Raw genomic sequence first — 24,423 nt, 5'->3', positions numbered from 1 at the left:
ATCTGGTCATAGGCCGTGAACGTCGCCCCGCCGGACTCCGCCAGAACCTTCGTGATCGCCGCCGTCAGAGACGTCTTGCCATGGTCAACGTGGCCAATCGTCCCAATGTTGCAGTGCGGCTTCGTCCGCTCAAACTTTTCCTTCGCCATTGATATCTACCTTGCAGAGGCCAGGAACAAAAAACTCAGGGGGTCCCGATATTGCGGTTGCGCTATTTGCGCAAGAGCCAATTTCGATATTGGGTCGCATAGTTTTGGATGACCCGGTCGATCGGCTCGCCTAGGAACATGTTGTCGACGAGCACACCACCGATCCCCTGCCCGGCCTGCGCCATCGCATTCTGCTCGGAAAAAGCCAGGATGAGCGCGCCGGAACGGGCATCGATGAGATTCACATCCGCCGTCAGACGATGATGCCCGCCGAGCAGGATGCGCTGTGCCGCGGATGCTATGTCGAGATCCCTGACGATAATGTCAAGCCTGACCGGTCGCGTTCCCCCGAGCTCCCCCTTCAGGTGGCTTTCGAAGGCTTGGCTCAGCTTAGCGGCAATCGTCCCGCGCAGAAAAGCCTGCCCCTCTGGCGACTTGGCGGCCTCCTCAGCCGCGAGAAGCGGCAATCCCTTCGAGGCAGCGAAAGCACGCTCCCCATCGCCCCACCAGATCCGCGCGCTGGGGGAAAAGGACACGGAGACGGATTGAAGGCGCATCGTGGCGACCTGATCCGGCGCGAGGGTATTGGAGGCAGTGACGCATCCTGCGAGGGACAGGCCCAGCAGAAATGACAGAAGAAACCGACGAAACATGATGATTGCCATCCACAGCATTCGGGACAGCAAAAGCAACTATATTTCACAACGCTCGATAGCAAGGGCAGGAGGTTGGAGCGGGTGAAGGGAATCGAACCCTCGTATTCAGCTTGGAAGGCTGCTGCTCTACCATTGAGCTACACCCGCGTGCCCGTCTTAAGGATTGGGTGGTGGGGGAAGTAGGACTCGAACCTACGAAGGCATAGCCAGCGGATTTACAGTCCGCCCCCTTTGCCGCTCGGGACATTCCCCCATTTGCCCAACCAGAACGCGACGCGCTGAGGCCGTTCAACCGAAACACCCGACTGGTGTTTCCGTGGGCGCTCTTATGGTGACCTGCATTGCCGGTGTCAACAGCAAAGCGCAATCAATATACAGCGGGTCGTTAAGGCTCCGCTCCTGTGTTATGTGCCGGCATCATCAGACGAGATCGAGCATTATGAGCGAGCGCCCTTTCCATTCCCGAAAGCCACGGTTCCAGCGCCCTTCGGGCAAGCCGGGACGCCGCGATCACCAGCCCCGCCGCACTTTCGGGGATCCGGATCTCGTGATTCTCTACGGCTGGCATCCGGTCGCGGAGGCTCTGCGCAACGGCAAGCGCACGCTTCGCCGCCTCCTCGCCACGGAGAACTCTGCCCGCCGCCTGAGCGAGGAACTGGGCATGCCCCTGTCGATCGAGCCGGAAATCGTCCGTCCGGACGAAATCAACCGGCTCGTCGAGGCCGATGCGGTACATCAGGGTCTTTATCTCGAAGCCGATCCCCTGCCCTCGCCTACCCCCGATACCTTGAGCGGAAAGCGAGTGGTGCTGGCCCTCGATCAGATCACCGATCCGCACAATGTCGGCGCCATCGTGCGCACGGCGGCCGCCTTCGGGGTCGAGGCCATCATCACCACGGCGCGCCATAGCCCGGCGGCGACCGGCGTGCTGGCGAAATCCGCCTCGGGCGGGCTCGAGCACGTGCCCTTCATGATCGTGCGCAATCTCGCGGATACGCTGATCGCCCTCGGCGAGCGCGGCTTTCAGCGGATCGGTCTCGATTCGTCCGGCGAGAGCAGGCTCGACGAGATGAGCCTCAGGCAGCCCGTGGTTCTGGTGCTCGGATCTGAGGGCAAGGGCCTGCGGCAACGCACCCGCGAATGCTGCGACGCCATCGGACGCCTCGACATGCCGGGAGCCATCAAAAGCCTGAACGTCTCCAATGCAGCGGCGATCTCTCTTTTTGCTGTGACAAAAGCGGTTTCAGCGGACGTGAAAGGATAGCGCCCCGCCCTTCCAACATCTTGTTATTTATCGACAATTTTCGATTTCTGCTGCTCGCTTAGACGGAAGTCGAAACTACCAATTGGGAATTGTGAAGCGTAAAGCCGCCGCTAGCCTTCCATCATAAGGCCTCCCCGGTGTCCAGCACTACCAGGGAACCGAGAACCCGGCTTACCGGGCGCCACTTTATCCGGAAGGGAAACGCTATGGCTACAGCAGCAATGACGCCACGGACGGACGCTGCAGTCCGGCCGATGAGCGCAGAGGAGAAGAAAGTCATCTTCGCCTCATCGCTCGGCACCGTCTTCGAATGGTACGACTTCTACCTCTACGGCTCGCTCTCGGCGATCATCGCCGCCCAATTCTTCTCGGGCGTCAATCCGACAGCGGGCTTCATCTTCGCCCTCATGGCCTTCGCGGCGGGCTTTGCCGTACGGCCTTTCGGCGCCCTCGTCTTCGGCCGCCTCGGCGACCTCGTCGGCCGTAAATACACCTTCCTCATCACCATCATGCTCATGGGCCTGTCGACCTTCATCGTCGGCCTGCTTCCGAGCTACGCCTCGGCCGGCATTATCGCCCCGGTGATTCTGATCGTCCTGCGCCTGATCCAGGGTCTGGCGCTCGGCGGCGAGTACGGCGGCGCGGCGACCTACGTGGCCGAGCACGCCCCCCATGGCCGTCGCGGTTTCTATACCAGCTTCATCCAGACGACGGCGACGCTCGGCCTGTTCCTGTCGCTCCTCGTGATCCTGGGCGTCCGCACTTATCTGGGCGAGGCGGAGTTCCTGGCCTGGGGCTGGCGTATTCCGTTCCTGCTCTCTGTCGTGTTGCTCGGCATCTCGATCTGGATTCGTCTGCAGCTGCAGGAATCGCCTGCCTTCAAGAAAATGAAGGAAGATGGCACCGTCTCCAAGGCTCCGCTCAAGGAGGCTTTCGGCACCTGGAAGAACGCGAAGGTCGCGCTTCTCGCGCTTCTCGGCAGCACGGCCGGTCAGGCGGTGGTGTGGTATACGGGGCAGTTCTACGCGCTGTTCTTCCTCACCCAGACCCTGAAGATGGATGCGACGACGGCGAACATCCTGATCGCCCTTTCGCTCCTCATCGGCACGCCGTTCTTCATCGTCTTCGGCTGGCTGTCGGATAAGATCGGCCGCAAACCGATCATCCTCGGCGGTTGCCTCATCGCGGCGATCACCTACTTCCCGCTCTTCCAGGGCCTTGCCCGCGCGGTGAACCCGGATCTGGCGGCGGCCCAGGCCTCGGCCCCGGTCACGGTAGTGGCGGATCCGTCCTCGTGCTCGTTCCAGTTCAACCCGGTCGGCACCTCGCAGTTCACTTCGTCCTGCGACATCGCCAAGGGCTTCCTCGCCCGCAACTCCGTGAACTACAGCAATCAGGCCGCTCCGGCAGGAACCCCGGCCAAGATCAAGGTCGGTGATACGGAGATCGCCTCATTCGAGGCCAAGGACCTGTCCGCCGATGCCGTAAAGACACAGACGGCGGCGTTCAACAAGTCCATGACGGACGCCATCCGCGCCCACGGCTATCCGGCGGCGGCCAACCCGGCCAAGATCAACTACGTGCTCGCCACGGCGATCCTGACCCTTCTCGTCATCTACGTGACCATGGTGTACGGCCCGATTGCGGCTCAGCTCGTGGAGCTCTTCCCGACCCGGATCCGGTATTCGGGCATGTCGCTCCCCTACCATATCGGCAACGGCTGGTTCGGCGGCTTCCTGCCGACGACCGCATTCGCCATGGTGGCGGCGACCGGGGATATCTATTACGGCCTCTGGTATCCCATCGTGATCGCTCTGGCGACCTTCGTCATCGGCCTGCTCTTCGTCCCCGAGACGAAGGATCGGGACATCTTCAGCTACAAGGGTGACTGACCTCCCCTGACGGCGAAACCTTCGCCGAAAAGGAAAGCCCCGCCATCCGGCGGGGCTTTTTCTTGGAAGCCCCCATTTCCATCAATAGCAGGTCGTCACCGGGCGGACGATCCAACCTTCGCCATCGACCCAGAGACGCTTGCGGGACTTGGCGCAGCTCGGCCCGGCCTCTACATCGGAACGGACGGAAGAGGTCGTCTCCGGATCCCGCTGAGCCGCCAATGCCGCGATCTTCTCCTTGCCGGGCTTCGGAGCGGGTTGAGACGCCACGTGGGCGGCCTGGGCCGGAAGGCCTGCCAAAGCAAGGCTGACAACAATCCCAGCAGCGCCGAGAAGCCTGCATTTGCCCCTGTCGAATAGGATTTTAGGTTCGATTGTAGTTTTTAGATCAATCATGTGATTGAACTCCTCAACGGTCATTGAGCAGACAATTCCACAATCGAGGGATGGTTGCCGTGCTGCAGAGCACTTAATTTTTCGCTATGAAGGGAACTTGCGCCGTTTCCCGCGCGCTGCTACCTCAGCACGCGACGTGAGGACGCCGGTTTAGCTCAGTTGGTAGAGCAACCGCCTTGTAAGCGGTAGGTCGCGAGTTCGAGTCCCGCAACCGGCACCATTCATGAGAGTATCTGACGCTTACTGTGTAAGCTCTGGCGGAATTCTGCCCCATTCTCGCTTTTGTGATCGGCAGCTTTGCAATCTCCGAGCCGCTTCATGACATTTGGATGCGAATACCGGATTTTGGAACCCTGCATTCAGAGGTAGTTCAGGCGTTTTGCTGTTTCTTGGGAACACTCCGTTCCCAAACACTTTCTCGGGTTTCGATCCGGTTTTGAGGAGAGATCCATGTCACTCCGTACTCTTTTCCCCGTTTTGATCATCGGCAGCACTCTCGTCGCCAGCGGCTCAGCCGGCGCCCAGCCATATTATGAACGCCCCTACGGATGGCGGGACGGCTATCCTCCACGGGAGAGAATGATCGAGGAATATCCGGGTCCCCGCTACAGAGCGCGGGCCTACCCTCGTGGAGGCTGGGATTGTAACGAGTACCGCTGCATCGAGATCTCCACAGGTGCCGTATGGGAATCGACTTGCAACTATCAGGGCTGTTTTCCCTTAAAGCCATCGTCACGGTATCGAGGCTATCCACGTTGGTGAGCAGGATTATAGCGCCCTGTATGGACACGCCTTCACGTACGGCCAAGCTATGGCAAGTCAACGGGCTCCATTGCCGGATAGCTTAGGCAAGGAACGACGAGTTGGCGCCTCTTTCGCCCAAACACTTAAGGCGAAATAGAATCTCGCTAAGGTACCTTCTTGGCTAGAACCTTCGCCTGAAGCTGCCCAAGGAAACAGACTTCCAGCCCTTGGAGCTCTCGTCCTTATGAAGAGGCGATAGATCCCTATAAAAATGCCGCGACATCGGATGTCGCGGCACAAATCAACTCGATATAGCTGGCTGCCAGGAAAACCAGAAAGCTCACTACTCACTAGTAGTCGTAAGGGCCACGCTGAGGACGCCGATAATTATCGTAACGCTGCCGCTCGTTCTGGGGGCTATACCACTCGCCTGTCCTCGGATCTTGTCTCAGATCGCGTTGCGTCCAAGCTGGGCACCCTTGGGGTGGGCAACGTCCACCGTAAACACGGTCACCGACGATGCGGCGGTGGGGCATACCTGAGTGCCAAGCCTTCTGCACCAACATCTGAGCAGATGCACCGGAAGCAGGATTCATGTTGAGGGGCATGGCCGATGCGTCATGCGGCGCAAGAGCGAAGCCCGTTACAGCTAGAATGGATCCGACAAGCAACTTCTTCATCATCGTTCATCTCCTGAAGCTTAAGCTTCCAACGATAAATCGCCATGAGTCGTTCCATACCAAGAAGCTCCTCAACCAAAGATGAACGACACCTCTCTTCGTCAAGAAACTTTTGTTTTCCAAGCTTTGTTCTAGCGAGTGGGAGCCCTCCCTTTCCTGTAGGTAAACTTAATACTTATTCGATAAGGTCTATATTACGACCTGCATGGATCTCGTTTTGAATGTATTCCACTCATCCTCTTTTGGCGCTCAACAAATGCTGCAGAAGATGAATGATGAATATGGCGCGCTCTATCGAAACCGCTCCGCTGGAAAACGGACATTTCTGCAATGGAGGCCCCGCAGATCTCGTATCTTCTTCCGGCTCCCGCGAGATCTTTTTTTCGGCGTCCGGGATATTCGATGAGGAGATTCATCGGAATTTTCCACCGAACTTCGGGATAGGTCGTAAAAATCCTGCAGGCGCAGGTCGCGAGTTAAAGGCCCCGCAGAGGGGGCCTTTATAGTCTGTCGAACAGCCTAGCGTAGGCAGTTTCAGCCGCTTATCGCCGTCAATGACCTGGAATTACTTGCACGGCCGCTGGTTGGCTCCGGACGTGCAGGGGTTCACCGTTCCGGTACCAGAACCCAGCTCGGAATTTGGGTGGGCACCGGATCCGCTTTCGGGCGCACCGGAGGCCCCTCCGACGGATCCGGTCGCACCGGGATTCATTGTTCCTCCTGTCGAGCCGCCAGTGCCCAAGGTAGAGCCGGAACTTCCTGTGCCTGAACTGCCCGTGGAAGAGCCGCTGGACCCCATGCCTGAGCCCGATGTGCTTCCTGCACTGCCGCTTCCCGTGCTCCCGCCGGCCTGGGCGAGCGCAGCAGCGCTTGTTCCAGCAATCAATGCCGCAGCCAGCACAAATGTACGCATCTGATGAAAGGACATCTGCTTCTCCGGGGTTTGCCGGTCCCGACCGCTCGGGACGGAACATCCCCAACCCGGATAGATGGCCATTGTTTCAGCTTTACCTGAAAAAAGGCAGCCGATCGCGTGCTGGGTGGATAATGCAGGTGAAAAGCTGCCGACGATGCCGATCTTCAGGAGCCCCCGCGAATGGCATGCTTTCTCCCACACCGCCCGAAAGTCATAGGGACCGACGCGGCAATGATTTGTCACGGTTCCCGGCACGGAGCGAAGCCCCGACAGCGTGAAATTCAGTGCGTGATTGGATTCTCTTCATCGTCCCCTTCGGGCCGATATTGAATCGAGCGAGGCGGAATGGCCTCCAATGGCCTGGAGGCCATAGGCCAATCATGGGTCGGCTGAGGCATAAAACGCGGGCGATAGCGCAGGTCGACAAGAGTTCGCAGTTCCGGAGCCGCCAGATCCATGACATTCGCGTTGCGCCAGCGGCGCTTGTAAGTGTTCCTGCCGGTGAAATAGCTCCAGAAGGCCCTCGCCTCATACTCGACCTGCAGCACCAATCTACCCGTCAGCGATCTGCGGAAATTATAACGTCCGGTTAGAGCCATCTGACTCTCCTCGACTGCCGGATCTCCGGCGAACGCTAACGCTTCTGGCGGCGAGGCTGGAGCGCACGGAAGGCTTCAAGATGGGAACAAAGTCGCGCCACTTGCTATATGGCAATGCACACTGAGCCCGACTGTTCCCACCCTCATGGTCTCAAACTCCTTCACGAACTTACGAGGCGGAATCGCCTTCAAAATCCTGAATGGATTGCGCCAGAAGCAGCTCGAACGACATTGCCTTCAGGCTCACACTTCAAATAGAAAGCGGCCATGCCAATTGCCATTACGGACCCCGACGACCCGCGGATCGAAGCCTATCGCGCCGTGCGCGAGCGCGATCTGGTCGGACGGGAACATCGCTTCGTGGCGGAGGGCGAGGTCGTTCTGCGCGTCCTGCTGAAACAGGCGCGCTTCTCAATTGAATCGCTGCTGCTTTCCGAGAACAGGCTCGAAAGCCTCGCGGAAGCGACAGCGATCCTCCCCTCCGACGTGCCGGTCTACGCAGCAAGCCGCGCGGTCATGGATGCGATCGTCGGATTTCCGATTCATCGTGGCGTCCTCGCTGTCGCCCATCGCGCGGCTCTGCCGCCTGTGGACGAGCTCCTCGCCGGATTGCCGCATGAGGCCCTCGTCGTCGGCTTGGTGGGGCTCGCCAATCATGACAATGTCGGCGGAATCTTCCGCAACGCCGCCGCTTTCGGTGCGGATGCCGTGCTTCTCGACGAGGCGACCTGCGATCCCCTCTACCGCAAGGCGATCCGGGTTTCCGTCGGCGGAGCGCTTGTCGTTCCCTTCACCCGCACCCCATCGGCGGATGCGATGGTTCAGGGCTTGCAGAAGGCCGGTTTCGAGGTGCTTTCCCTGACGCCATCGGGACAGGAAATTCTCGGCCGGATCCAGCGCACATCCAGAACCGCGTTACTCCTGGGCGCCGAAGGTCCGGGGCTTCCGCCGTCGCTTCTTGCCCGCACGCGCACGGTCACCATTCCCATGAGCGGCGGTTTCGACTCGCTGAACGTCGCAACCACGAGCGGCATTGCGCTGCACCATCTTGCAGGCGCAGGACTCAAGGGCTCGATCTAGGAATGTTTCGCTCGCCGATTTGTGAAAGGCCAAGCTCTTGCTTGATACAGGGGCCGTTCTAGCCTGCTCCCATTCAAACGCCGGGAGACATTGAGATGCCCATCACACGCCGCACCGTCCTCGCCAGCACCGCGTTTGCTGCAGCAGCAGCCCCCATCGGAGTCCCAGCCTTGGCTCAAACGAATGCCCCAACACCCAATGCTTCAGCATCCCGCCAGGCGCCCGGCTTCTATCGGTACAAGGTCGGGGATGTCGAGGTCACGGCCATCAATGACGGCTTCGCGACCCGGCCTCTCGAAGGCTTCATTCGCAACGCCGAATTGGCCCAGGTGCAAAAGGCCATGCAGGAGGCCTTTCTTTCTACCGAAAGCCTGCCGATCACTTTTACCACGCTTGTGCTCCGGCAGAACAGCCGCCTCACCCTCATCGATACCGGCAACGGCGATTCAGGCGCACCGACTTCCGGCACGTGGATGGCGAACTTCCGCGCCGCGGGTTTCGATCCGGCGGACGTGGACACCGTGGTCATCAGCCACTTCCATGGCGATCACATCAACGGCCTGCGCCTGAAGAACGGCACGGCGGTTTTCCCGAAGGCCGAGATCATGGTGCCGGCCACGGAGTGGGATTTCTGGATGGACGATGCGCGCATGAATCAGGCGCCGGAGGGGATGAAGGGCGCCTTCCAGGGGGTGCGGCGCGTATTCGGCCCCGTCGCCAAGGACGTGAAGCGCTACGATGCCGGCAAGGACGTCGTGCCTGGCCTGACCGCCATTGCCGCCCCGGGCCATACGCCGGGCCACACCGCCTACATGCTGTCGTCCGGCTCGGGAAAACTGATGGTCATGTCCGACATCACGAACCATCCCGCTTTGTTCGTACGCAATCCCGACTGGTCCGCCGTCTTCGACATGGATGCCGATCAGGCCCGCCAGACCCGCCACAAGATGCTCGACATGGCCGCGGCAGAGCGCGCGCAGGTCGCCTTCTATCACGCCCCCTTCCCGGCCACGGGCCACATCGCGAAGGAGGGCAGCGGCTTCCGCTTCGTCCCGGTGCAGTGGACCTCCGCCGTCTAGGATGAAGATGGGCCGGATGCCCTCCGGCCCGTCGTTTCGCTCACCAGCCAAGCCAGCGTGTCGGAATCCGCGCCCGCCGGCTCGATGAAGAGGATGATCGGGGTTTTATAGGGATGCCTTGCTTTCAAGGCTCCCTGAACCTCGTCCCGCAGGCCTGTGCGGGTCTTGAGGATGGCGACGGCTTCCTGCCCGCGCTCGATGGAGCTATTCCAGGAATAAAGCGACTGGATTCCCGGCAGAACGTTGATGCAGGCGATCACCTTGTCGCGCACGAGAGCCTCGCCGACCGACAAAGCGGTGTCGACATCTGGAAACGTCGTATAGACGAGAAGTGGGTGCTCCATGCTATGCCTTTCGTCCGCATCCCGTTCGGGCGTAGTGAGGGTATCTGGGCATGGCCCGTCGTTTCAACCATGTCGCATTCGTCGCCAGTCCCACGTCTGAAGCCCAATCTGCGCTCCAGTCGCTGAAAAGCCGTTATCCCGGCGTCGAGCCGGAAGAGGCCGATGTGATCGTGGCCCTGGGCGGCGATGGCCTGATGCTGCGGACCCTGCACCGATTCATGGGAACAGGGAAACCCATCTATGGCATGAACAAGGGGACTGTCGGCTTCCTGATGAACGAATTTCGGGAAGAAGACCTCTTCGAGCGGCTTGAAGCCTCCGAACGCAGCGTCGCGCACCCGCTTCTCATGGTGGCCTGGGACGTCAGGGGCGAATCCCATACCGCGCGCGCCATCAACGAGGTCTCCATGCTGCGGCAGACCTATCAGGCCGCCAAGCTGCGCGTCAGCATCGATTCGCAGATGCGCCTGTCGGAACTCGTCGCCGATGGCGTCCTCATCGCGACGCCTGCCGGATCGACAGCCTATAATCTCTCCGTCAACGGGCCGATCCTGCCCCTCAACGCGCCACTGCTCGCCCTCACACCGATCTCGGCCTTCCGCCCGCGCCTCTGGCGCGGCGCGCTGTTGCCGGATTACGCCAAGATCCAGATCGAAGTTCTAGAGCCGACGGAACGCCCGGTGAGCGCCGTGGCGGACCACACGGAGTTCCGCGATGTCTCTCGCGTGCACGCCTCCATGGACCGCAGCGTCGATCTCGTGATGCTGCACGATCCCGGGCACAGCCTGGACGAGCGCATCCTGCGCGAGCAGTTCGGCTATTGAGGGCCTCCCCCTTGAGTTGGCCCCTTTTCCACCCATAACGCACGAGCGAACGACAAGGACCACCTCATGATCGACGAGAGCGGAAGGCATCCCCGCGGCGGCCTCTACTTCGAGGATTTCACTGTCGGCACGACCATCCGCCATCGCCTCACCCGCACGGTGACGCAGATGGACAACATGCTCTTTTCCAACATGACCCTGAACCCCCAGCCGCTTCATATCGATGCGCATTTCTGCGCCACCGAGACCGAATGGGGCCGTCCGCTCATGAACTCCCTGTTCACGCTGGGCCTGATGATCGGCATCTCCGTCAACGACACGACGGTGGGCACGACGATCGCCAATCTGGGCATGACGGACGTGATATTCCCCGCCCCCCTGTTCGAGGGCGATACGGTCAACGCCACGACGGAGGTCGCGGGAAAGAGGGAATCGCGGTCGCGGCCGGATGCGGGCATCGTCGAGTTCGTCCATCGCGCCTACAAGCAGGACGGCACCCTCGTCGCCGAATGCCGCCGGCAGGCCTTCATGCGCAAGCGTGATTCCACGGTGGAGGTCTAAAGCCGATGCGGTCCCTTCTCTTCGTGCCGGGCGACAGCCGGAAGAAACTCGACAAAGCCCTGACCTCGAAAGCCGATGCGCTCCTCATCGATCTGGAGGACTCGGTCGATCTCGGCGCGAAGGCCGAGGCGAGGCAAGTTACGGCAACCTTCCTTGCCGAAGCGCGAAACCAAGCCGACAGGCCGCGCCTCTATGTCCGGGTCAACGGACTCTCCACGGGGCTGATCGACGACGATCTCGATGGCGTGATGCAGGCTGCCCCGGACGGCATCGTCCTGCCGAAGGCCGTCGGCGGAGTGGACGCCTCGCATCTGGGGGCAAAGCTCGCGGTCCGCGAGGCGGAATTCGGCCTCGACGATGGCGGCACCCGCATCCTCGCCATCGCCACCGAGAATGCCCTCGGCGTCTTCGCGCTGGGCACCTTTGCCGGCGCCAGCCACCGCCTCATGGGGATTGCCTGGGGTGGCGAGGATCTCTCGGCAGATCTCGGCGCGGAGACCAACCGCCGGGAGGACGGCTCCTATGCGGAGCCTTACCGCCTCGCCCGCGCGCTGACCCTTCTCGGCGCGGCCGCGGCCGGAATCGATGCCATCGATGCGGTCTATACCAATTTCCGCGACATGGACGGCCTTGCCGCCGAATGTCGGGAGGCGCGCCGGGACGGCTTCGTCGCCAAGATGGCCATCCATCCGGCGCAGGTCCCGGTGATCAACGAAGCCTTCACGCCCTCAATAGAAGCCATCGAGCGCGCACGCGCCGTCGTCGAGGCCTTCAAGGCCAATCCCGGCGCGGGCGTCGTCGGCGTCAACGGCGAAATGCTCGACCGGCCGCACCTGTTGCGCGCGGAGCGGCTTCTGGGACGGGTCTAGGCTCAGGGCTCACGATCCGAGCCAGAAGATGGCGATTGCGGCGATGAAGATTGCCGAGAAGAAGGCATGTGCGCACCAGTCATTGGGCGAGCGTGTCGTTCTCAGCTACTGGGCGCGGTAGACCGATGGGCGATCACGGCAGGATGAGCTCGTCTTGACATGCAGGTAAACGCCTGCATATTGTGCCCACACACGAGAGAGACCGATGGATGCTGACAAGGTTTTCAAGGCCCTGGGCGACCCGACCCGCAGGAAGCTGCTCGACCGTCTGTGCGAGGAGAACGGGCAGACCCTCAGCCAGCTCTGCGAGAACCTCGACATGGCCCGGCAGTCCGCCACCCAGCACCTCGGGCTTCTCGAGGACGCCAACCTCGTGACCACGGTGAGGCGTGGCCGGGAGAAGCTGCATTTCATCAACCCCGTGCCGCTCCACGAGGTCTACGAGCGGTGGGTGCGCAAGTTCGAACGCCAGCGGCTCAGTCTGCTGCATGACTTGAAGAAAGAACTCGAAGGGAAATGACAATGACCAAAGGGAAGACCAGCTTCGTTTATGTGACCTACATCGTCTCAACGCCGGAAAAGGTGTTCGAGGCCATCACCAGGGCCGATATTGCGCGGCGCTATTGGGGCCACGAGAACGTCTCCGACTGGAGACCCGGTTCGAGGTGGCAGCATGTCCGCGCCAATGATGCGCGGACCGTGGAGCTCGTCGGCGATGTCGTCGAGATCTTGCCGCCGACCCGTCTCGTGATCACCTGGGCGAGCGCCTCGCAGGCCTCGAATCCAGAAGCCTACAGCCGTGTGACGTTCGAGATCGAGGAATACGAGAACATGGTGCGCCTCACCGTTACCCACGACGAACTCGAGGCCGGCAGTGGCATGGCCAAGGGCATCAGCAAGGGCTGGCCGATCGTCCTTTCCAGCCTCAAATCCTTTCTCGAGACCGGCCGGGCGCTCGACGTCTTCGCCAAGCCGAAGGCGGCCTGAGCTTTCCTGCTGCCAAGTATCCCATCTGAGAAAGAACGATCATGACCAAGACCTATGCCGGTGGATGCGCGTGCGGAGCGATCCGTTATGCAACGAGCAACGCGCCCATCGTTGAGAGCCATTGCCAGTGCCGCGATTGTCAAAGACGAAGCGGCACGGGGCATTCCTCCTATCTGGTGTTTTCGGACCGGGCCGAGATGAAAATCGATGGGGAGGCGGCGACCTGGCGCGTCGCCGGTGACAGCGGGAACGAAAAGGTTCACGCCTTCTGCCCGGCCTGCGGGACGCCGGTTTACCTCACCTTCGCTGCGATGCCGGACCTGATCGCGATTCATGCCGCCAGCCTGGACGACCCCAGCCGGTTCGAGCCGAAAGCTGTGACCTATACCGTTCGTGGTCACGCCTGGGCCTCGCTCGATCCCTCGTTGCAGAAATTCCAGAGAATGCCGGCGAACTAAGGTCAGGACACCAAGGACGCGTGCTCAGCAGAAGCAAATCACTCATCACGGTCTCCGATCGGAGACCGTGAATCCCACCTCAGACCAATTAACGAGTTCTGAGCCTAGGCCCCCGGCCGCTTCATCGCGAATTTCGTCTCCGGCGTCGCGACGAAATAATCACGGTAGCCGGACCGGGCGATGGGCCGCATGGCGGCCGTATCCACCAGACCGTCGACAATGAACCTGTCGTCGATATGGATGCCGATCACCTGACCGATGACGAGGTAATAGGACGGCTCCCCGCCCTCCAGGGGAACGAGGGGAACGGTCTGGAGCCATTTGCATTCGAGCGCCGCCGTCGCATTCGCGACGCGGGGCGGCTTCACGAGGCGGGAGGGGGTTGCCTCGAGGCCCGCATGGACCATCTCGTTCTCGCCGCGCGGAAGCGGCGCGGAGGTGGCGTTCAGCTGCTCCCGCAGGTCGTAGGTGGCGAGATTGCAGACGAATTCCTTCGTCTCCTCGATGAAGGTGAGCGCATCCTTCCGGCCGCTCGACGAGAAGGCCACCATGGGCGGCTTCTCCGAGATGGCGTTGAAGAACGAGTAGGGCGACAGGTTCACTTCCCCCTTCCCGCTCATGGATGTGATCCAGCCGATGGGGCGCGGGGTGACGATGGCCTTGAAGGGATCGTGCGGGAGACCGTGATCGTTGGTCGAGGTTTCGTAGAACATGAGGTTTTCTAAAAACGTGTCACGATATCGGCGAGATCGGGGCGAGGCCTGTCGGTCGGCTTTTCCGCCGTGGTCCCGATATGAACGAACCCGGCGATCCGCTCATCGGACCCGAGGCCCAGGGCATCGAGGACGCGCCGGTCATAGGCTGCCCACCCGGTCAGCCAGACGGCGCCATAGCCCAAGGCCGTCGCCGCGTTGAGCAGGTTCATGCAGACCGCGCCGGATGAGAGCACCTGCTCCCAATTGGGGATCTTCACATGGGGTGTCACGCGGGAGACGACGGCAACCACCAGAGGCGCCTGGGCGAACCGCCTCCGTTCAGCGGCCACCTTTTCCGCATCGGCCTCCGGCTGGTCGGCCTGGAAGGCTTTCGCGAGCACCTCACCCATCCGATGGCGCGCTTCCCCCTCGATGACGATGAAGCGCCAGGGCACGAGCTTGCCGTGATCCGGCACCCGGGCCGCGACGGTCAGGAGGGTGTCGACCTCGTCCCGGCTGGGTCCGGGCTCCGCGAGCCAGCGGGCCGGGACCGAACGACGTTGTTGAAGGCGGGCAAGGCTTTCGTTCATAGGACCTTCATCCGGCGTGAATTATCGTGAATTATATGGAACAATAGATGCGGATGCCCGAAAGCGGCGGCGAACACCGGAAAGCTTAAGGTTTGCCATGGTCTCGCCGTCATCATGCGCTTGAGGGGGCTCGGGCGTCCAAAGGGGCCGTTGCACATAAGAAACCGCAACGGATGTATAGGGGGAGTGCGGCAACACGCCAAGCAGGTTTCCTACGCATGGCGAGTGACAAGCGCGTGTCGGCGACGGCGGCGTAAGTGGCTCGTGTGTTTTAGAGCATCGTGCGCAAAAATGGATTCGGTTTTGCGGCCACACGATGCCACAAACAAAGAACCTAGAGCAGGAGACGATTTTACGGAATCGTCTCCTGCTCTAGGCTTGTCCTAGGGGATGACTGGCGGAAAGCCGCTTCAAAAAACAATGAAAATATCGCTTCCTGTATCGGACGGGCTTTCTGAGACCGACATCTGGTCGACGCGGCAGACCATCCTTGCCTTGACGCTGATCCTGGCCGTCTGGGCGGTCGCGGCTCTCATCTGGCCTCTTACGGGCACCGTGGTGCCCTGGGATTCGAAGAACCAGTTCTATCCGACCCTGCGTTATCTCGGCGCGGCCCTGGCCCATGGGGAAATACCGCTCTGGAATCCCTACCATTTCGGCGGCCATCCCTCGGCAGCCGATCCGCAATCGCTTCTCTTCACGCCCACCATGCTGCTCTTCGGCTGGCTCGTGCCGGAGCCGTCGATGCAGCTTTTCGATGCAGTCATCTTCGCGCATTTCCTCCCCGGCGCGCTGGCTTTCGTACCCCTGTTCCGGCGGCGCGGCTGGCACCCGGCCGGAGCCGTCGTCGCGGCCATCGTCTTCATTCTCGGCGGATCGGCGAGCGCACGCCTCCAGCATACCGGCATCATCCTCAGCTATGGCTGGTTTCCCCTCGCGCTCCTCCTTCTAGAAGAGGCGCTGGATCGCCGGTCCTATCGCTTCGGGGCCCTCTTCGCCGTTGTCGCCGCCCTCATGACCATCGGTCGGGATCAGGTGGCCTTCCTCTGCGACATGACCCTGATCGCCGCCGCGGGATACCGCATCTGGACGGCACCGCAGCCCCTCGCCTATCTCAAGTCGCGCCTCGGCCTTCTCGCCTCCATCGCAGTGATCGGCGGCGCGCTCCTGGCGGTCCCCGTCGTCCTGACGATGCAGTTCCTGGCCACCTCGACACGGCCTTCCTTCGGTTTCGGCGTTGCGGCGATGGGCTCTCTGCCTCCCGAGAGCCTGGCGACGATCCTGTTCGGCAACGTCTTCGGATCCCTGCGCTGGACCTACGATTACTGGGGGCCAGACTGGCACAGCCTCGCCGAAGGCACCTGGACGGACCGGGCGACCAATTACCTGTTCATCGGAACGCTTCCGGCCCTGCTGCTTCTCTGGCACGGCATTGCCGCCGGACGCCTCTTCGCGCAGGAATTCCGCTTCTTCCTCGTGGTCGGCATCCTCGCCCTCCTTTACGCGCTGGGACGCTACACGCCCGGATTCGAGGTGATCTTCGATCACATGCCCGGCGTGGACCTCTATCGCCGTCCGGCAGATGCGACCTTCCTGATCAACATCATGCTCGCCTTCTCCGTGGGCTATCTGGTTCATCGCTATGTCACCGACGGGCTTCCGCGCTGGACCAGTTCGGCCCTGGGCAAGCTCCACCTCTTCCTGCCGATGCTCGCCCTCGCGCTCGTGATCGCGGCCATCGCCAGCGCCATGGTCTTCGCCCTGCGGGCCGGACAGGGCGCATCGGCCATGCGCGAAATCGGAACCAGCCTCGTGGCCGCCGCCATCACCATCGGCCTTCTGGCGAAGGTCAGCGGCACATTCCGCTGGCGCGAGATAGCAGCCGTGGCGCTGATCGCACTGACCGGCGGGGAATTGGTCTCCCGCCACGCCGCATCGGCACTCAACGCGGAACCGGCGGAGCGCTACGCGGTCTTCCGCCAGCTTCCGCCCGAGCAGCTTCAGGGACTCCAGATCCTGAAGCGGGAGCTCGATGACCGTCACGCCCAGGGCGAGTACCCGCGCGTCGAAATTCTTGGCCTCGGCGGACCCTGGCAGAACGCCTCCATGGTGCTGCAGCTCGAGGATATCATCGGGTACAATCCGCTGCGTCTGGCCGATTACGAGCGTGCCATCGGCCCCGGCGAGAATGCGGAAGACCCGAACCTGCGCACTTTCCCGGCGACATTCCGGGGCTACAAGTGCCGGCTCGCCGGCCTTCTGGGGCTGGAATACCTGGTCCTCGACCGGCCGATCGAGCGCATGCCGCGCCACTTCCCTCGCCTGACAGGCGCCGAGGTGGTCTATGGCACGGGCCGGATGTGGATCTATCGGCTGAACGGATCGAGCCCACGGGTCTATGTGGCGCACGAGGTCAGCCCGGTGGATTCCGAAGCGGCGCTCGATCAGGACGAGTTGCCGGAATTCAATCGCCAGAGCGAGGCCCTGATCGACGATGACAGCATGCCACTGCTCAAGGAGCGTTATGCCTCATCGGCGGAGGGCGCGAGCCCGAAGGATCTGCAGGACCGGGCACGCATCGTCAGCTACCAGCGCACCTCGGTCACCATCGACGTGGACGCCGAAGAAGGCGGCGTGCTCGTGCTGCACGACGTGTACTATCCCGGTTGGGAAGTGACGGTCGACGGAGAGCGCAAACCCCTCCTGCGGGCCAATCTCCTGTTCCGGGGCGTCGAAATTCCGGCGGGTCAGCACAGGATCGAATTCAACTTTCGCCCGATTTCCTATGAAAATCTGGTTGCGGCCGCCTCCGATCTCCTCAAGAGCAAGAAGGACGGGTCGATCAGAACCGCCGAAGCGCCGCGAACCCGGTGAGAACCAACATTCTTTTGATGAATCGATTCGTGAAACCGTCCTTTCCCGTCCTGTGCCTTCTGGCGCTTCTGGCCCCGTCGGCCGTGCCCGCGCAGACACCTGCGGCGCCCTCTCTGACCCAGAAGCCGCCACCGATCACGCTCGGCAAGGTGACGCTTTCGGCCAGCGCGGCCTTTCCCGACAACCAGCCTATCCGTTCGGGTCTCGTCTGGCGTGTCTATGAGGACAAGGGCGACACGACCCAGCCGCTCATCATTGCCAGATCCAGCAGCCCGACGCCGAACTTCACCCTGTCCCCGGGCAACTACATCGTGCACGTGGCCTATGGTTTCGCGGGCGCATCGAAGCGCCTCAGCATTCAGGCCGGCGATCTGTCCGAGCGTCTGGTCATCAGCGCGGGAGCGCTCAAGCTGAAGGGGGCTGTCGGGGATGCACCGATTCCTCCTGGCCGTCTCACCTTCTCGGTCTATGTTCCCCTCGGCTCGAACTCGGAAGGCCGCCTCGTCCTTGCCAATGCCAAGGCGGAGGATGTCATTCGCCTGCCGGAAGGCACCTATCACGTGGTCTCCACCTATGGAGATGCCAACGCCATCATGCGCGCGGATCTCAAGGTCGAGACGGGCAAGGTGACCGAAGCCACCCTCAACCACCGGGCTGCGACCGTCACCCTCAAGCTGGTTGCGGCGGAAGGCGGCGAGGCTTTCGCGGGCACGGCCTTCAGCGTGCTGACTCCCGGCGGCGACGTGATCCGCGAGGCCATCGGCGCATTTCCCTCCGTAACCCTGGCGGAAGGCGACTACGTTCTGATCGCCAGGCACGAGGGCAAGGTGCATACCCGCGAGTTCAAGGTGGAAAGCGGGCTCGACCGGGACATCGAGATCGTCGCCAAGCCCTGATCTTCTGGCCGGATATCCTGAACCTTTCCCTCTCCGCGGCATTGACCGGTCTCTGACGAGCGGTCGCGCCGGGCTTCAGGCTTCAAGCTTTCACGGGCGACCCATAACGGGAGCAAGCTCATGAGGATTGCAGACGTCATGACCCGCGACGTGCGCGTGATCGCGCCCGACCGGACCATCCGCGAAGCGGCGAGGCTCATGGATGAGATGAATGTCGGCTCGCTGCCGGTCTGCGACGGAAGGCGGCTCAAGGGCATGATCACCGACCGGGACATCACCGTCCGCGCGACGGCCGTCGGCCTCGTTCCGGATCAGACCGCAGTACGGGACATCATGTCGGACGATGTCTGGTGGTGTTTCGACGACGACGACGTGGATCACATCGTCGAACTCATGAGCGATCATCAGATCCGGCGTCTCCCGGTCGTCGATCACGACAAGCATCTGGTCGGCATCGTTGCTCTGGGCGACCTGGCGGAGGAACGGGAGCAGGACGCATCACGGGCCCTTCACCGCATCTCGACGCCGTCCGAACCGGATCGTTCGCGCATCCCGCTTCAGCGTCCCGAACATCTGAGTGCCGACGAGCGCCGCGATCTGGACCAACGGCGACGGGACGCGGAGCGCGATCGGCCAACACGTTCGCGCCATTTGTTCCGACGCAGCGAGGATGAGCGGGGCCGGGACGACTTCCGGTTCCGCGACGAGGACGACAGACGCGCCGCCTTCGGCAGCACCGGCGGACCTGTCGGAGAGAGAATGCGCAACCCGCTCATGCGCGGCGGGTTCGGCGGCGATGGATACCAGAATTACGGCGAGGATTACGACCGCTACGACACCGGCCCCGGCGGAGGCGGCTACCGCCCGCGCCAGTTCGGCACCGCGAGCGTAACCGGCTACTGGGAACATCCCGGCGACGACAGCACCGCGCGCGAGCATCGCATGCAAGGCCGCGAGCGCGCCTGGAGCCTCGTCAATGAAAGGCGAGACCACAGCAATTACGGCAGCGGCCCCGGCAATACCCGCTTCGGCAACGATGCCACCGGCAGCCGGGGCGAGGTGCGCCGCGGCGAGCATAGGGGCAAAGGCCCGCGCAACTATCAGCGCTCGGACGAGCGTATTCGGGAAGATATCAACGAGCGCATGACCGACGATTCCCGCCTCGATGCCTCGGAGATCGAGATTGTCGTTCTGAATCGGGAAGTGACGCTCACTGGCGTCGTCCGCGACCGCCGCGAGAAGCGTTGGGCGGAAGACCTGGCCGAATCCGTTTCAGGCGTCACCCATGTGCAGAACAACCTGCACGTCGGCGAGTATCGGCAGGATAAGACGTCAGGGACGGTGCCCAGCAGCGGAACGGAAGGAAATGCTGCCGGCTCGCCCCCCGATGGACGGACCACGAGGAAGGAAAACCGGCAGCGTCAGACGAGTTAGAGCGGCGCCCTTCCCTCCCCCTTGCGGGGAGGGAAATGGCGTGGCGTCCACCATCCCACGATCAAGCGAGCGTGCGCTCGACCACGTGGTGACCGTCGAGTGTCACATGGCCTTCCGGCTCGGACACGGCCTCGGCCGCGCGCTTGAGATCCGGGGTGACGGCTTCCGCGACGAGGGCTTTCAGAGCCTCGTCGAGACTCATGGTCTTCTGATCGGGGCTGCCGAGGCGGCGGATCGATACTGTCCGCTCGGCGGCCTCCTTCTTGCCGACCACGAGAAGCACCGGCACCTTGGCGAGCGAATGCTCGCGCACCTTGTAGGTGATCTTCTCGTTGCGCAGATCCGCCTCGACGCGCAGGCCCGCGCGCTCAGCTGCCTTCACGACTTCCGTCGCATAGGCATCGCCGTCCGAGGTGATGGTTGCGACCACCACCTGAACCGGCGCGAGCCAGAGCGGGAAATGCCCGGCGAAGTGCTCGATCAGGATGCCGGCGAAGCGCTCCATGGAGCCGCAGATGGCGCGGTGAACCATGACCGGCGTCTTCTTCTGACCGTCATGATCCACATAGAAGGCGCCGAAGCGCTCCGGCAGGTTGAAGTCGACCTGCGTGGTGCCGCATTGCCAATCGCGGCCGATGGCATCGCGCAGCACGTATTCGAACTTCGGCCCGTAGAAGGCGCCCTCGCCCGGGTTGATCGCGGTCTTGATACGCCCGCCCGATTGCTCCTCGATCTGCTTGAGGACACGCATCATCACGTCCTCCGCATGATCCCACATCTCATCCGTGCCGACGCGCTTCTCCGGCCGGGTGGAGAGCTTCACGACGATATTGTCGAAGCCGAAATCGCCGTAAGTGGAGAGGATCAGATCGTTGATCTTCAGGCATTCCGCGGCGAGCTGATCCTCGGTGCAGAACACATGCGCATCGTCCTGCGTGAAGGCGCGCACGCGCATCAGCCCGTGCAGGGCACCCGACGGCTCGTAGCGCGACACCGCGCCGAACTCGGCGAGCCGAAGCGGCAGGTCGCGGTACGACTTCAAGCCGTGTTTGAAGATCTGCACATGGCCGGGGCAGTTCATCGGCTTGATCGCGAAGACACGCTCGTCCTCGGTCTTGGTGACGAACATGTTCTCCCGATACCAGCCCCAGTGACCGGAGGTTTCCCATAGCGCCTTGTCGAGGATCTGCGGCGCGTTGACCTCCTGGTAGTCGCCCTTGAGGCGGCGGCGCATGTAGGAGATCAGCTCCTGGAACACGGTCCAGCCCTTGGGGTGCCAGAACACGACGCCCGGCCCCTCCTCCTGGAAATGGAACAGGTCCATCTCCCGGCCGAGGCGGCGATGATCGCGCTTCTCGGCTTCCTCGAGCTGCTTCAGGTAAGCATCGAGATCCTCCTGGGAGGTCCAGGCGGTGCCGTAGATGCGGGTCAGCATCGGGTTGTTGGAATCGCCGCGCCAATAGGCGCCCGCCACCTTCATGAGCTTGAAGGCGGTGCCGATCTTGCCCGTCGAGGTCATGTGCGGACCACGGCAGAGATCGAACCAGTCGCCCTGCGCGTAGATCTTGAGATCCTGGCCCTCCGGGATCGCATCGATCAGCTGGAGCTTATAGGTCTCACCCTTATCCTTGAAGACCTGTTTGGCCTTGTCGCGGCTCCACACTTCCTTCGTGAAAGGCTTATCGCGCGCGATGATCTCGCGCATCTTCGCCTCGATGGCGGGGAAGTCCTCCGGCGTGAAGGGCTCGTTGCGAGCGAAGTCGTAATAGAAGCCGTTCTCGATCACGGGACCGATAGTCACCTGCGTTCCCGGGAAAAGCTCCTGCACCGCTTCAGAAAGCACGTGCGCGGCATCGTGCCGGATCAATTCCAGCGCGCGCGGGTCTTCGCGGTTCAGGAACTCGATCTTCGCGTCTTTCGTGATCGGATCGGAGAGATCGGTGACCGTGCCGTCAAGGGCCATGGCGACGGTGCGCTTGGCGAGCGACTTGGCAATGCCCTCCACGATCTCACGGCCGGTGGTGCCGGGGGCGTATTGGCGCTGAGCACCATCGGGAAATGTCAGAGTAATCATAAGGTTCTCCTTGCTCACTCCTGCCAACGGAGCAGGTAAGCGGGGGCCGACGGATGGGTTGATACGAAGAGAAGTCAGCCGCCGTCAGGTTCGACCGACTCGCAGGTGATCGCCGGGGCATTCACGCCTCTCCAGCGACCATAGGACCAGGGCTTATACCAGGCGGAACCATCGGGCAATATTTCGGGCACAAGATCGAGCCCCGACGTGCCGAAAGGACCGCAGCGGCAGATCCGCGCGAAGCCGATCCAGCCGCCGGCCCAGAAGCCGTGCCTTTGGATCGCCTCGTCCGTATATTCGGAGCAGGACGGCAGATGGCGGCACTGGCGGCCGATCAGGCCCGACAAGGTCAGCTGATAGCCCCTGATCGCAAGATGCGCCGCCTGCTGGACGGGGCTTGGCATTTATCTCGCGTCCCTGACGCGCCGGGCCTCGATTTGATTGAGCGCATCGACGACCGCATCGAACGTCAGCAGGATCGAGGCATGGCGGGCCTTGTAATCCCGCACCGGCTCCAGAACCTCGAGATCGGCCCATTTGCCGATGGGCGGCGCGCCGTTGGCCTTCAGCATGAGCCTCGCCGTCTCCTGGATCGCGCGCAATTCCCCGGCCGTTGAGCCGAGCACGCAGCGGCCCATGATCGACGAGGAAGCCTGGCCGAGGGCGCAGGCCTTAACGTCATGGGCGAAATCCGTCACCACGTCACCGTCGAGCTTCAGATCGACGGTGACGGTCGAGCCGCACAGCTTGGAATGGACTGTCGCGCTGGCATCCGCACTCTTCAGCCGCCCGAGATGGGGGATATCGGCGGCGAGTTCGAGGATGCGCCTGTTATATATTTCGTTCAGCATGAGCCATATCGGTCGACATGGAGGATTTTGCCCCAATATAAGCATGGTGGTCAACTTCTGCGACCCAGGCCTTGTCACCCTGCAAGCGGAATGGGATGAAATGGTGGAAGCAGCCAAGCTTCCCAAGGTAAAGAGTTCAAGGAGAGGCTCCACATGGATGTGGTTAAGTCCTTGTCCACGCGTATGGACACAGTCGCCGACAAGCATGCCGATCGCCCGAGCAGGGAGGAAGCCGAAGCCGCCGTTCGCACCCTGATCCGCTGGGCAGGCGACGATCCGCAGCGGGAGGGATTGGTCGATCCCCCCAAACGGGTCGCCAAGGCCTTCAAGGAGTTCTACTCCGGCTACAAGGACGATCCGCACGCGGTTCTCAACAAGATCTTCGCCGAGGTCGAGGGCTACGACGATATCGTACTCGTGCGCGACATCCCCTTCTATTCCCATTGCGAGCACCACATGGTGCCGTTCTACGGCATGGCCCATATCGGCTATTACCCCACGAAGGGCGTGGTCGGCCTGTCTAAGCTCGCCCGCCTCGTGGAGGTCTATGCAAGGCGGCTCCAGACCCAGGAGACCATGACGTCGCAGATCGCCACGGCCATCGAGGAAGCTCTCGAACCCCGCGGCGTGGCGGTGATGATCGAGGCCGAGCATATGTGCATGTCCATGCGCGGCGTGCAGAAGGCGGGCGCGGTGACCCTGACGAGCCAGTTCACCGGTGCGTTCAAGGACGATCCGGCGGAACAGGTGCGCTTCCTCACCCTGGTACGGCACGGTAAGGCTTGAGGGCGTTCTCCGCTCCGGGCTATTCCTTGAAGGACTTGGCTTAACTCCGTTCCCTCATCCTGAGGAGGTCGCGCAGCGACCGTCTCGAAGGAGATTCCAGCACACACTGGAATCTCCTTCGAGACGCAGCCTGACGGCTGCTCCTCAGGATGAGGGTTTTGCAAAGTTGATCGGGGCATGACGTCCCGCTTCCCGTTGAGGCTTTCCCATGTGCGCGTCCCACCCCTTCCCCGCCCCCGGCTCCAAGGCTGATCTGGAGGAAGGAGAAGCCCTTACGCCCCGTTTCGGAGCGGATGGCCTGATCACCTGCGTCACGACCGATGCCGGGACCGGCGAGCTTCTGATGGTCGCGCATATGAATGCCGAGGCCTTCGCGAAAACCATCGAGACCGGGGAAGCCTGGTACTGGTCGCGCTCCCGGCAGGAGCTCTGGCACAAGGGTGCGACGAGCGGGCAGATTCAAACGGTCGTGGAGATGCGCATCGACTGCGACCAGGACGCCCTGTGGCTCAAGGTCGATGTCGCAGGCGACGGCGGCTGCTGCCATACGGGCCGCCGCTCCTGCTTCTACCGCAAGGTCGTGGCCTCGGACGGCAAGGCCCGTCTCGCTTTCGGGTGAGGGCGCGCGGCTCTTCCCTCCCCCTTGCGGGGAGGAGAGCAAGGCAGCACCAAACACCTCCCCCCAGGGCAGAGGTGAAGATTGCTCTCCGGTATCGGCAGGCTGT

At 62.2% G+C, this 24,423-nt stretch carries 25 protein-coding genes, 3 tRNA genes and 1 pseudogene; 17 read left to right on the top strand and 12 right to left on the bottom strand.

Features of this window, described 5'->3' with window-relative positions:
- The 4 genes from AB4Y97_RS18690 to AB4Y97_RS18675 form a co-directional block, all read right to left on the bottom strand.
- Nucleotides 1–149, bottom strand: a 149-nt coding sequence (locus tag AB4Y97_RS18690; protein WP_442000558.1) for a GTP-binding protein, incomplete at its 3' end; no start/stop codon positions are given.
- A 62-nt stretch (nt 150–211) separates the two neighbouring features.
- On the bottom strand, nt 212–802 hold the full coding sequence (locus AB4Y97_RS18685) for a DUF6778 family protein (RefSeq protein ID WP_442000553.1): 591 nt from the start codon (nt 800–802) through the stop codon (nt 212–214).
- Nucleotides 803–878: 76 nt separating this feature from the next.
- Nucleotides 879–952 (bottom strand) — tRNA-Gly (locus tag AB4Y97_RS18680).
- 21 nt (nt 953–973) lie between these two features.
- Nucleotides 974–1,058, bottom strand: a tRNA-Tyr gene (locus AB4Y97_RS18675).
- A 186-nt stretch (nt 1,059–1,244) separates the two neighbouring features.
- On the opposite strand from AB4Y97_RS18675, the gene AB4Y97_RS18670 reads away from it, so the two are divergent.
- Nucleotides 1,245–2,069, top strand: coding sequence for a TrmH family RNA methyltransferase (locus tag AB4Y97_RS18670; protein WP_442000552.1), 825 nt, complete (start codon nt 1,245–1,247; stop codon nt 2,067–2,069).
- Nucleotides 2,070–2,275: 206 nt separating this feature from the next.
- A complete protein-coding gene (locus AB4Y97_RS18665; protein ID WP_442000551.1) occupies nt 2,276–3,961 on the top strand; it encodes an MFS transporter in 1,686 nt (561 codons plus the stop codon).
- An 81-nt stretch (nt 3,962–4,042) separates the two neighbouring features.
- Here the strand turns inward: AB4Y97_RS18665 and AB4Y97_RS18660 are convergent, their stop codons facing one another.
- Nucleotides 4,043–4,357: a hypothetical protein gene (locus tag AB4Y97_RS18660; protein WP_442000550.1), complete on the bottom strand. Its 315-nt coding sequence runs from the start codon at nt 4,355–4,357 to the stop codon at nt 4,043–4,045.
- A gap of 144 nt (nt 4,358–4,501) precedes the next feature.
- Between AB4Y97_RS18660 and AB4Y97_RS18655 the strand changes: the two genes are divergently transcribed.
- Nucleotides 4,502–4,577, top strand: a tRNA-Thr gene (locus AB4Y97_RS18655).
- 2,401 nt (nt 4,578–6,978) lie between these two features.
- On the opposite strand, the gene AB4Y97_RS18650 is transcribed toward AB4Y97_RS18655, so the two are convergent.
- Nucleotides 6,979–7,296 carry a hypothetical protein gene (locus AB4Y97_RS18650; RefSeq protein WP_442000549.1) on the bottom strand — a complete coding sequence of 106 codons (318 nt, stop codon included), beginning with the start codon at nt 7,294–7,296 and terminating at the stop codon, nt 6,979–6,981.
- A 267-nt stretch (nt 7,297–7,563) separates the two neighbouring features.
- Between AB4Y97_RS18650 and AB4Y97_RS18645 the strand changes: the two genes are divergently transcribed.
- Nucleotides 7,564–8,376: a TrmH family RNA methyltransferase gene (locus AB4Y97_RS18645; protein ID WP_442000548.1), complete on the top strand. Its 813-nt coding sequence runs from the start codon at nt 7,564–7,566 to the stop codon at nt 8,374–8,376.
- A gap of 95 nt (nt 8,377–8,471) precedes the next feature.
- A complete protein-coding gene (locus AB4Y97_RS18640; protein WP_442000547.1) occupies nt 8,472–9,455 on the top strand; it encodes an MBL fold metallo-hydrolase in 984 nt (327 codons plus the stop codon).
- Here AB4Y97_RS18640 and cutA read toward each other — a convergent pair.
- Nucleotides 9,452–9,799: a divalent-cation tolerance protein CutA gene (gene cutA, locus AB4Y97_RS18635; RefSeq protein WP_442000546.1), complete on the bottom strand. Its 348-nt coding sequence runs from the start codon at nt 9,797–9,799 to the stop codon at nt 9,452–9,454. The genes AB4Y97_RS18640 and cutA overlap by 4 nt on opposite strands.
- A gap of 50 nt (nt 9,800–9,849) precedes the next feature.
- Here cutA and AB4Y97_RS18630 point away from each other — a divergent pair, with 50 nt between their 5' ends.
- The 6 genes from AB4Y97_RS18630 (at nt 9,850) to AB4Y97_RS18605 (ending at nt 13,498) form a co-directional block, all read left to right on the top strand.
- Nucleotides 9,850–10,623, top strand: a complete 774-nt coding sequence (locus tag AB4Y97_RS18630; RefSeq protein WP_442000545.1) for an NAD kinase — start codon at nt 9,850–9,852, stop codon at nt 10,621–10,623.
- 66 nt (nt 10,624–10,689) lie between these two features.
- Nucleotides 10,690–11,184 (top strand): MaoC family dehydratase, encoded by a 495-nt coding sequence (locus tag AB4Y97_RS18625; RefSeq protein ID WP_442000544.1) that lies wholly within the window; start codon nt 10,690–10,692, stop codon nt 11,182–11,184.
- A gap of 5 nt (nt 11,185–11,189) precedes the next feature.
- The gene (locus AB4Y97_RS18620; protein ID WP_442000543.1) at nt 11,190–12,053 is read left to right on the top strand and encodes an HpcH/HpaI aldolase/citrate lyase family protein; all 864 of its coding nucleotides are present in this window, start codon (nt 11,190–11,192) and stop codon (nt 12,051–12,053) included.
- Nucleotides 12,054–12,258: 205 nt separating this feature from the next.
- On the top strand, nt 12,259–12,573 hold the full coding sequence (locus AB4Y97_RS18615) for an ArsR/SmtB family transcription factor (RefSeq protein WP_442000542.1): 315 nt from the start codon (nt 12,259–12,261) through the stop codon (nt 12,571–12,573).
- Nucleotides 12,574–12,575: 2 nt separating this feature from the next.
- A complete protein-coding gene (locus AB4Y97_RS18610; protein ID WP_442000541.1) occupies nt 12,576–13,040 on the top strand; it encodes an SRPBCC family protein in 465 nt (154 codons plus the stop codon).
- 41 nt (nt 13,041–13,081) lie between these two features.
- A complete protein-coding gene (locus AB4Y97_RS18605; RefSeq protein ID WP_442000540.1) occupies nt 13,082–13,498 on the top strand; it encodes a GFA family protein in 417 nt (138 codons plus the stop codon).
- Nucleotides 13,499–13,602: 104 nt separating this feature from the next.
- Here the strand turns inward: AB4Y97_RS18605 and AB4Y97_RS18600 are convergent, their stop codons facing one another.
- Both AB4Y97_RS18600 and AB4Y97_RS18595 read right to left on the bottom strand, forming a co-directional pair.
- Nucleotides 13,603–14,211, bottom strand: coding sequence for a flavin reductase family protein (locus AB4Y97_RS18600; protein ID WP_442000539.1), 609 nt, complete (start codon nt 14,209–14,211; stop codon nt 13,603–13,605).
- A gap of 8 nt (nt 14,212–14,219) precedes the next feature.
- Nucleotides 14,220–14,783 (bottom strand): nitroreductase family protein, encoded by a 564-nt coding sequence (locus AB4Y97_RS18595; RefSeq protein ID WP_442000538.1) that lies wholly within the window; start codon nt 14,781–14,783, stop codon nt 14,220–14,222.
- Nucleotides 14,784–15,203: 420 nt separating this feature from the next.
- Between AB4Y97_RS18595 and AB4Y97_RS18590 the strand changes: the two genes are divergently transcribed.
- The 4 genes and pseudogenes from AB4Y97_RS18590 (at nt 15,204) to AB4Y97_RS18575 (ending at nt 19,987) form a co-directional block, all read left to right on the top strand.
- On the top strand, nt 15,204–17,657 hold the full coding sequence (locus AB4Y97_RS18590; RefSeq protein ID WP_442000537.1) for a YfhO family protein: 2,454 nt from the start codon (nt 15,204–15,206) through the stop codon (nt 17,655–17,657).
- A 17-nt stretch (nt 17,658–17,674) separates the two neighbouring features.
- Nucleotides 17,675–18,553 carry a hypothetical protein gene (locus AB4Y97_RS18585; RefSeq protein ID WP_442000536.1) on the top strand — a complete coding sequence of 293 codons (879 nt, stop codon included), beginning with the start codon at nt 17,675–17,677 and terminating at the stop codon, nt 18,551–18,553.
- Nucleotides 18,554–18,673: 120 nt separating this feature from the next.
- Nucleotides 18,674–19,081: pseudogene (locus AB4Y97_RS18580) on the top strand (CBS domain-containing protein); the annotation flags it as partial.
- A 231-nt stretch (nt 19,082–19,312) separates the two neighbouring features.
- Nucleotides 19,313–19,987: a BON domain-containing protein gene (locus tag AB4Y97_RS18575; protein WP_442000557.1), complete on the top strand. Its 675-nt coding sequence runs from the start codon at nt 19,313–19,315 to the stop codon at nt 19,985–19,987.
- A 61-nt stretch (nt 19,988–20,048) separates the two neighbouring features.
- Here the strand turns inward: AB4Y97_RS18575 and thrS are convergent, their stop codons facing one another.
- The 3 genes from thrS to AB4Y97_RS18560 all read right to left on the bottom strand — a co-directional run bounded on the left by thrS (nt 20,049) and on the right by AB4Y97_RS18560 (nt 22,912).
- Complete coding sequence (thrS, locus tag AB4Y97_RS18570) at nt 20,049–22,061, bottom strand: threonine--tRNA ligase (protein ID WP_442000535.1); 2,013 nt, start codon at nt 22,059–22,061, stop codon at nt 20,049–20,051.
- Between the two features lie 74 nt (nt 22,062–22,135).
- Nucleotides 22,136–22,465, bottom strand: a complete 330-nt coding sequence (yidD, locus tag AB4Y97_RS18565; RefSeq protein WP_442000534.1) for a membrane protein insertion efficiency factor YidD — start codon at nt 22,463–22,465, stop codon at nt 22,136–22,138.
- On the bottom strand, nt 22,466–22,912 hold the full coding sequence (locus tag AB4Y97_RS18560) for an iron-sulfur cluster assembly scaffold protein (protein WP_442000533.1): 447 nt from the start codon (nt 22,910–22,912) through the stop codon (nt 22,466–22,468).
- Nucleotides 22,913–23,065: 153 nt separating this feature from the next.
- Between AB4Y97_RS18560 and folE the strand changes: the two genes are divergently transcribed.
- Nucleotides 23,066–23,698: a GTP cyclohydrolase I FolE gene (gene folE / locus AB4Y97_RS18555; protein ID WP_442000532.1), complete on the top strand. Its 633-nt coding sequence runs from the start codon at nt 23,066–23,068 to the stop codon at nt 23,696–23,698.
- Nucleotides 23,699–23,906: 208 nt separating this feature from the next.
- The gene (gene hisI, locus AB4Y97_RS18550) at nt 23,907–24,317 is read left to right on the top strand and encodes a phosphoribosyl-AMP cyclohydrolase (RefSeq protein WP_442000531.1); all 411 of its coding nucleotides are present in this window, start codon (nt 23,907–23,909) and stop codon (nt 24,315–24,317) included.
- Nucleotides 24,318–24,423 lie beyond the last annotated feature (106 nt).

This window comes from Microvirga sp. 2TAF3, assembly GCF_052114965.1.
GTDB lineage: Bacteria > Pseudomonadota > Alphaproteobacteria > Rhizobiales > Beijerinckiaceae > Microvirga.
Note: the sequence above shows the minus strand (reverse complement) of the source record. Positions and strands in the feature narration are given on the sequence as shown.

What these genes read in the sequence shown, in the direction of transcription:
- AB4Y97_RS18685 (WP_442000553.1), bottom strand. Translation starts at nt 802, where the DNA reads ATGTTTCGTCGGTTTCTTCTGTCATTTCTGCTGGGCCTGTCCCTCGCA.
- AB4Y97_RS18670 (WP_442000552.1), top strand. Translation starts at nt 1,245, where the DNA reads ATGAGCGAGCGCCCTTTCCATTCCCGAAAGCCACGGTTCCAGCGCCCT.
- AB4Y97_RS18665 (WP_442000551.1), top strand. Translation starts at nt 2,276, where the DNA reads ATGGCTACAGCAGCAATGACGCCACGGACGGACGCTGCAGTCCGGCCG.
- AB4Y97_RS18660 (WP_442000550.1), bottom strand. Translation starts at nt 4,357, where the DNA reads ATGATTGATCTAAAAACTACAATCGAACCTAAAATCCTATTCGACAGG.
- AB4Y97_RS18650 (WP_442000549.1), bottom strand. Translation starts at nt 7,296, where the DNA reads ATGGCTCTAACCGGACGTTATAATTTCCGCAGATCGCTGACGGGTAGA.
- AB4Y97_RS18645 (WP_442000548.1), top strand. Translation starts at nt 7,564, where the DNA reads ATGCCAATTGCCATTACGGACCCCGACGACCCGCGGATCGAAGCCTAT.
- AB4Y97_RS18640 (WP_442000547.1), top strand. Translation starts at nt 8,472, where the DNA reads ATGCCCATCACACGCCGCACCGTCCTCGCCAGCACCGCGTTTGCTGCA.
- cutA (WP_442000546.1), bottom strand. Translation starts at nt 9,799, where the DNA reads ATGGAGCACCCACTTCTCGTCTATACGACGTTTCCAGATGTCGACACC.
- AB4Y97_RS18630 (WP_442000545.1), top strand. Translation starts at nt 9,850, where the DNA reads ATGGCCCGTCGTTTCAACCATGTCGCATTCGTCGCCAGTCCCACGTCT.
- AB4Y97_RS18625 (WP_442000544.1), top strand. Translation starts at nt 10,690, where the DNA reads ATGATCGACGAGAGCGGAAGGCATCCCCGCGGCGGCCTCTACTTCGAG.
- AB4Y97_RS18620 (WP_442000543.1), top strand. Translation starts at nt 11,190, where the DNA reads ATGCGGTCCCTTCTCTTCGTGCCGGGCGACAGCCGGAAGAAACTCGAC.
- AB4Y97_RS18615 (WP_442000542.1), top strand. Translation starts at nt 12,259, where the DNA reads ATGGATGCTGACAAGGTTTTCAAGGCCCTGGGCGACCCGACCCGCAGG.
- AB4Y97_RS18610 (WP_442000541.1), top strand. Translation starts at nt 12,576, where the DNA reads ATGACCAAAGGGAAGACCAGCTTCGTTTATGTGACCTACATCGTCTCA.
- AB4Y97_RS18605 (WP_442000540.1), top strand. Translation starts at nt 13,082, where the DNA reads ATGACCAAGACCTATGCCGGTGGATGCGCGTGCGGAGCGATCCGTTAT.
- AB4Y97_RS18600 (WP_442000539.1), bottom strand. Translation starts at nt 14,211, where the DNA reads ATGTTCTACGAAACCTCGACCAACGATCACGGTCTCCCGCACGATCCC.
- AB4Y97_RS18595 (WP_442000538.1), bottom strand. Translation starts at nt 14,783, where the DNA reads ATGAACGAAAGCCTTGCCCGCCTTCAACAACGTCGTTCGGTCCCGGCC.
- AB4Y97_RS18590 (WP_442000537.1), top strand. Translation starts at nt 15,204, where the DNA reads ATGAAAATATCGCTTCCTGTATCGGACGGGCTTTCTGAGACCGACATC.
- AB4Y97_RS18585 (WP_442000536.1), top strand. Translation starts at nt 17,675, where the DNA reads ATGAATCGATTCGTGAAACCGTCCTTTCCCGTCCTGTGCCTTCTGGCG.
- AB4Y97_RS18575 (WP_442000557.1), top strand. Translation starts at nt 19,313, where the DNA reads ATGCGCAACCCGCTCATGCGCGGCGGGTTCGGCGGCGATGGATACCAG.
- thrS (WP_442000535.1), bottom strand. Translation starts at nt 22,061, where the DNA reads ATGATTACTCTGACATTTCCCGATGGTGCTCAGCGCCAATACGCCCCC.
- yidD (WP_442000534.1), bottom strand. Translation starts at nt 22,465, where the DNA reads ATGCCAAGCCCCGTCCAGCAGGCGGCGCATCTTGCGATCAGGGGCTAT.
- AB4Y97_RS18560 (WP_442000533.1), bottom strand. Translation starts at nt 22,912, where the DNA reads ATGCTGAACGAAATATATAACAGGCGCATCCTCGAACTCGCCGCCGAT.
- folE (WP_442000532.1), top strand. Translation starts at nt 23,066, where the DNA reads ATGGATGTGGTTAAGTCCTTGTCCACGCGTATGGACACAGTCGCCGAC.
- hisI (WP_442000531.1), top strand. Translation starts at nt 23,907, where the DNA reads ATGTGCGCGTCCCACCCCTTCCCCGCCCCCGGCTCCAAGGCTGATCTG.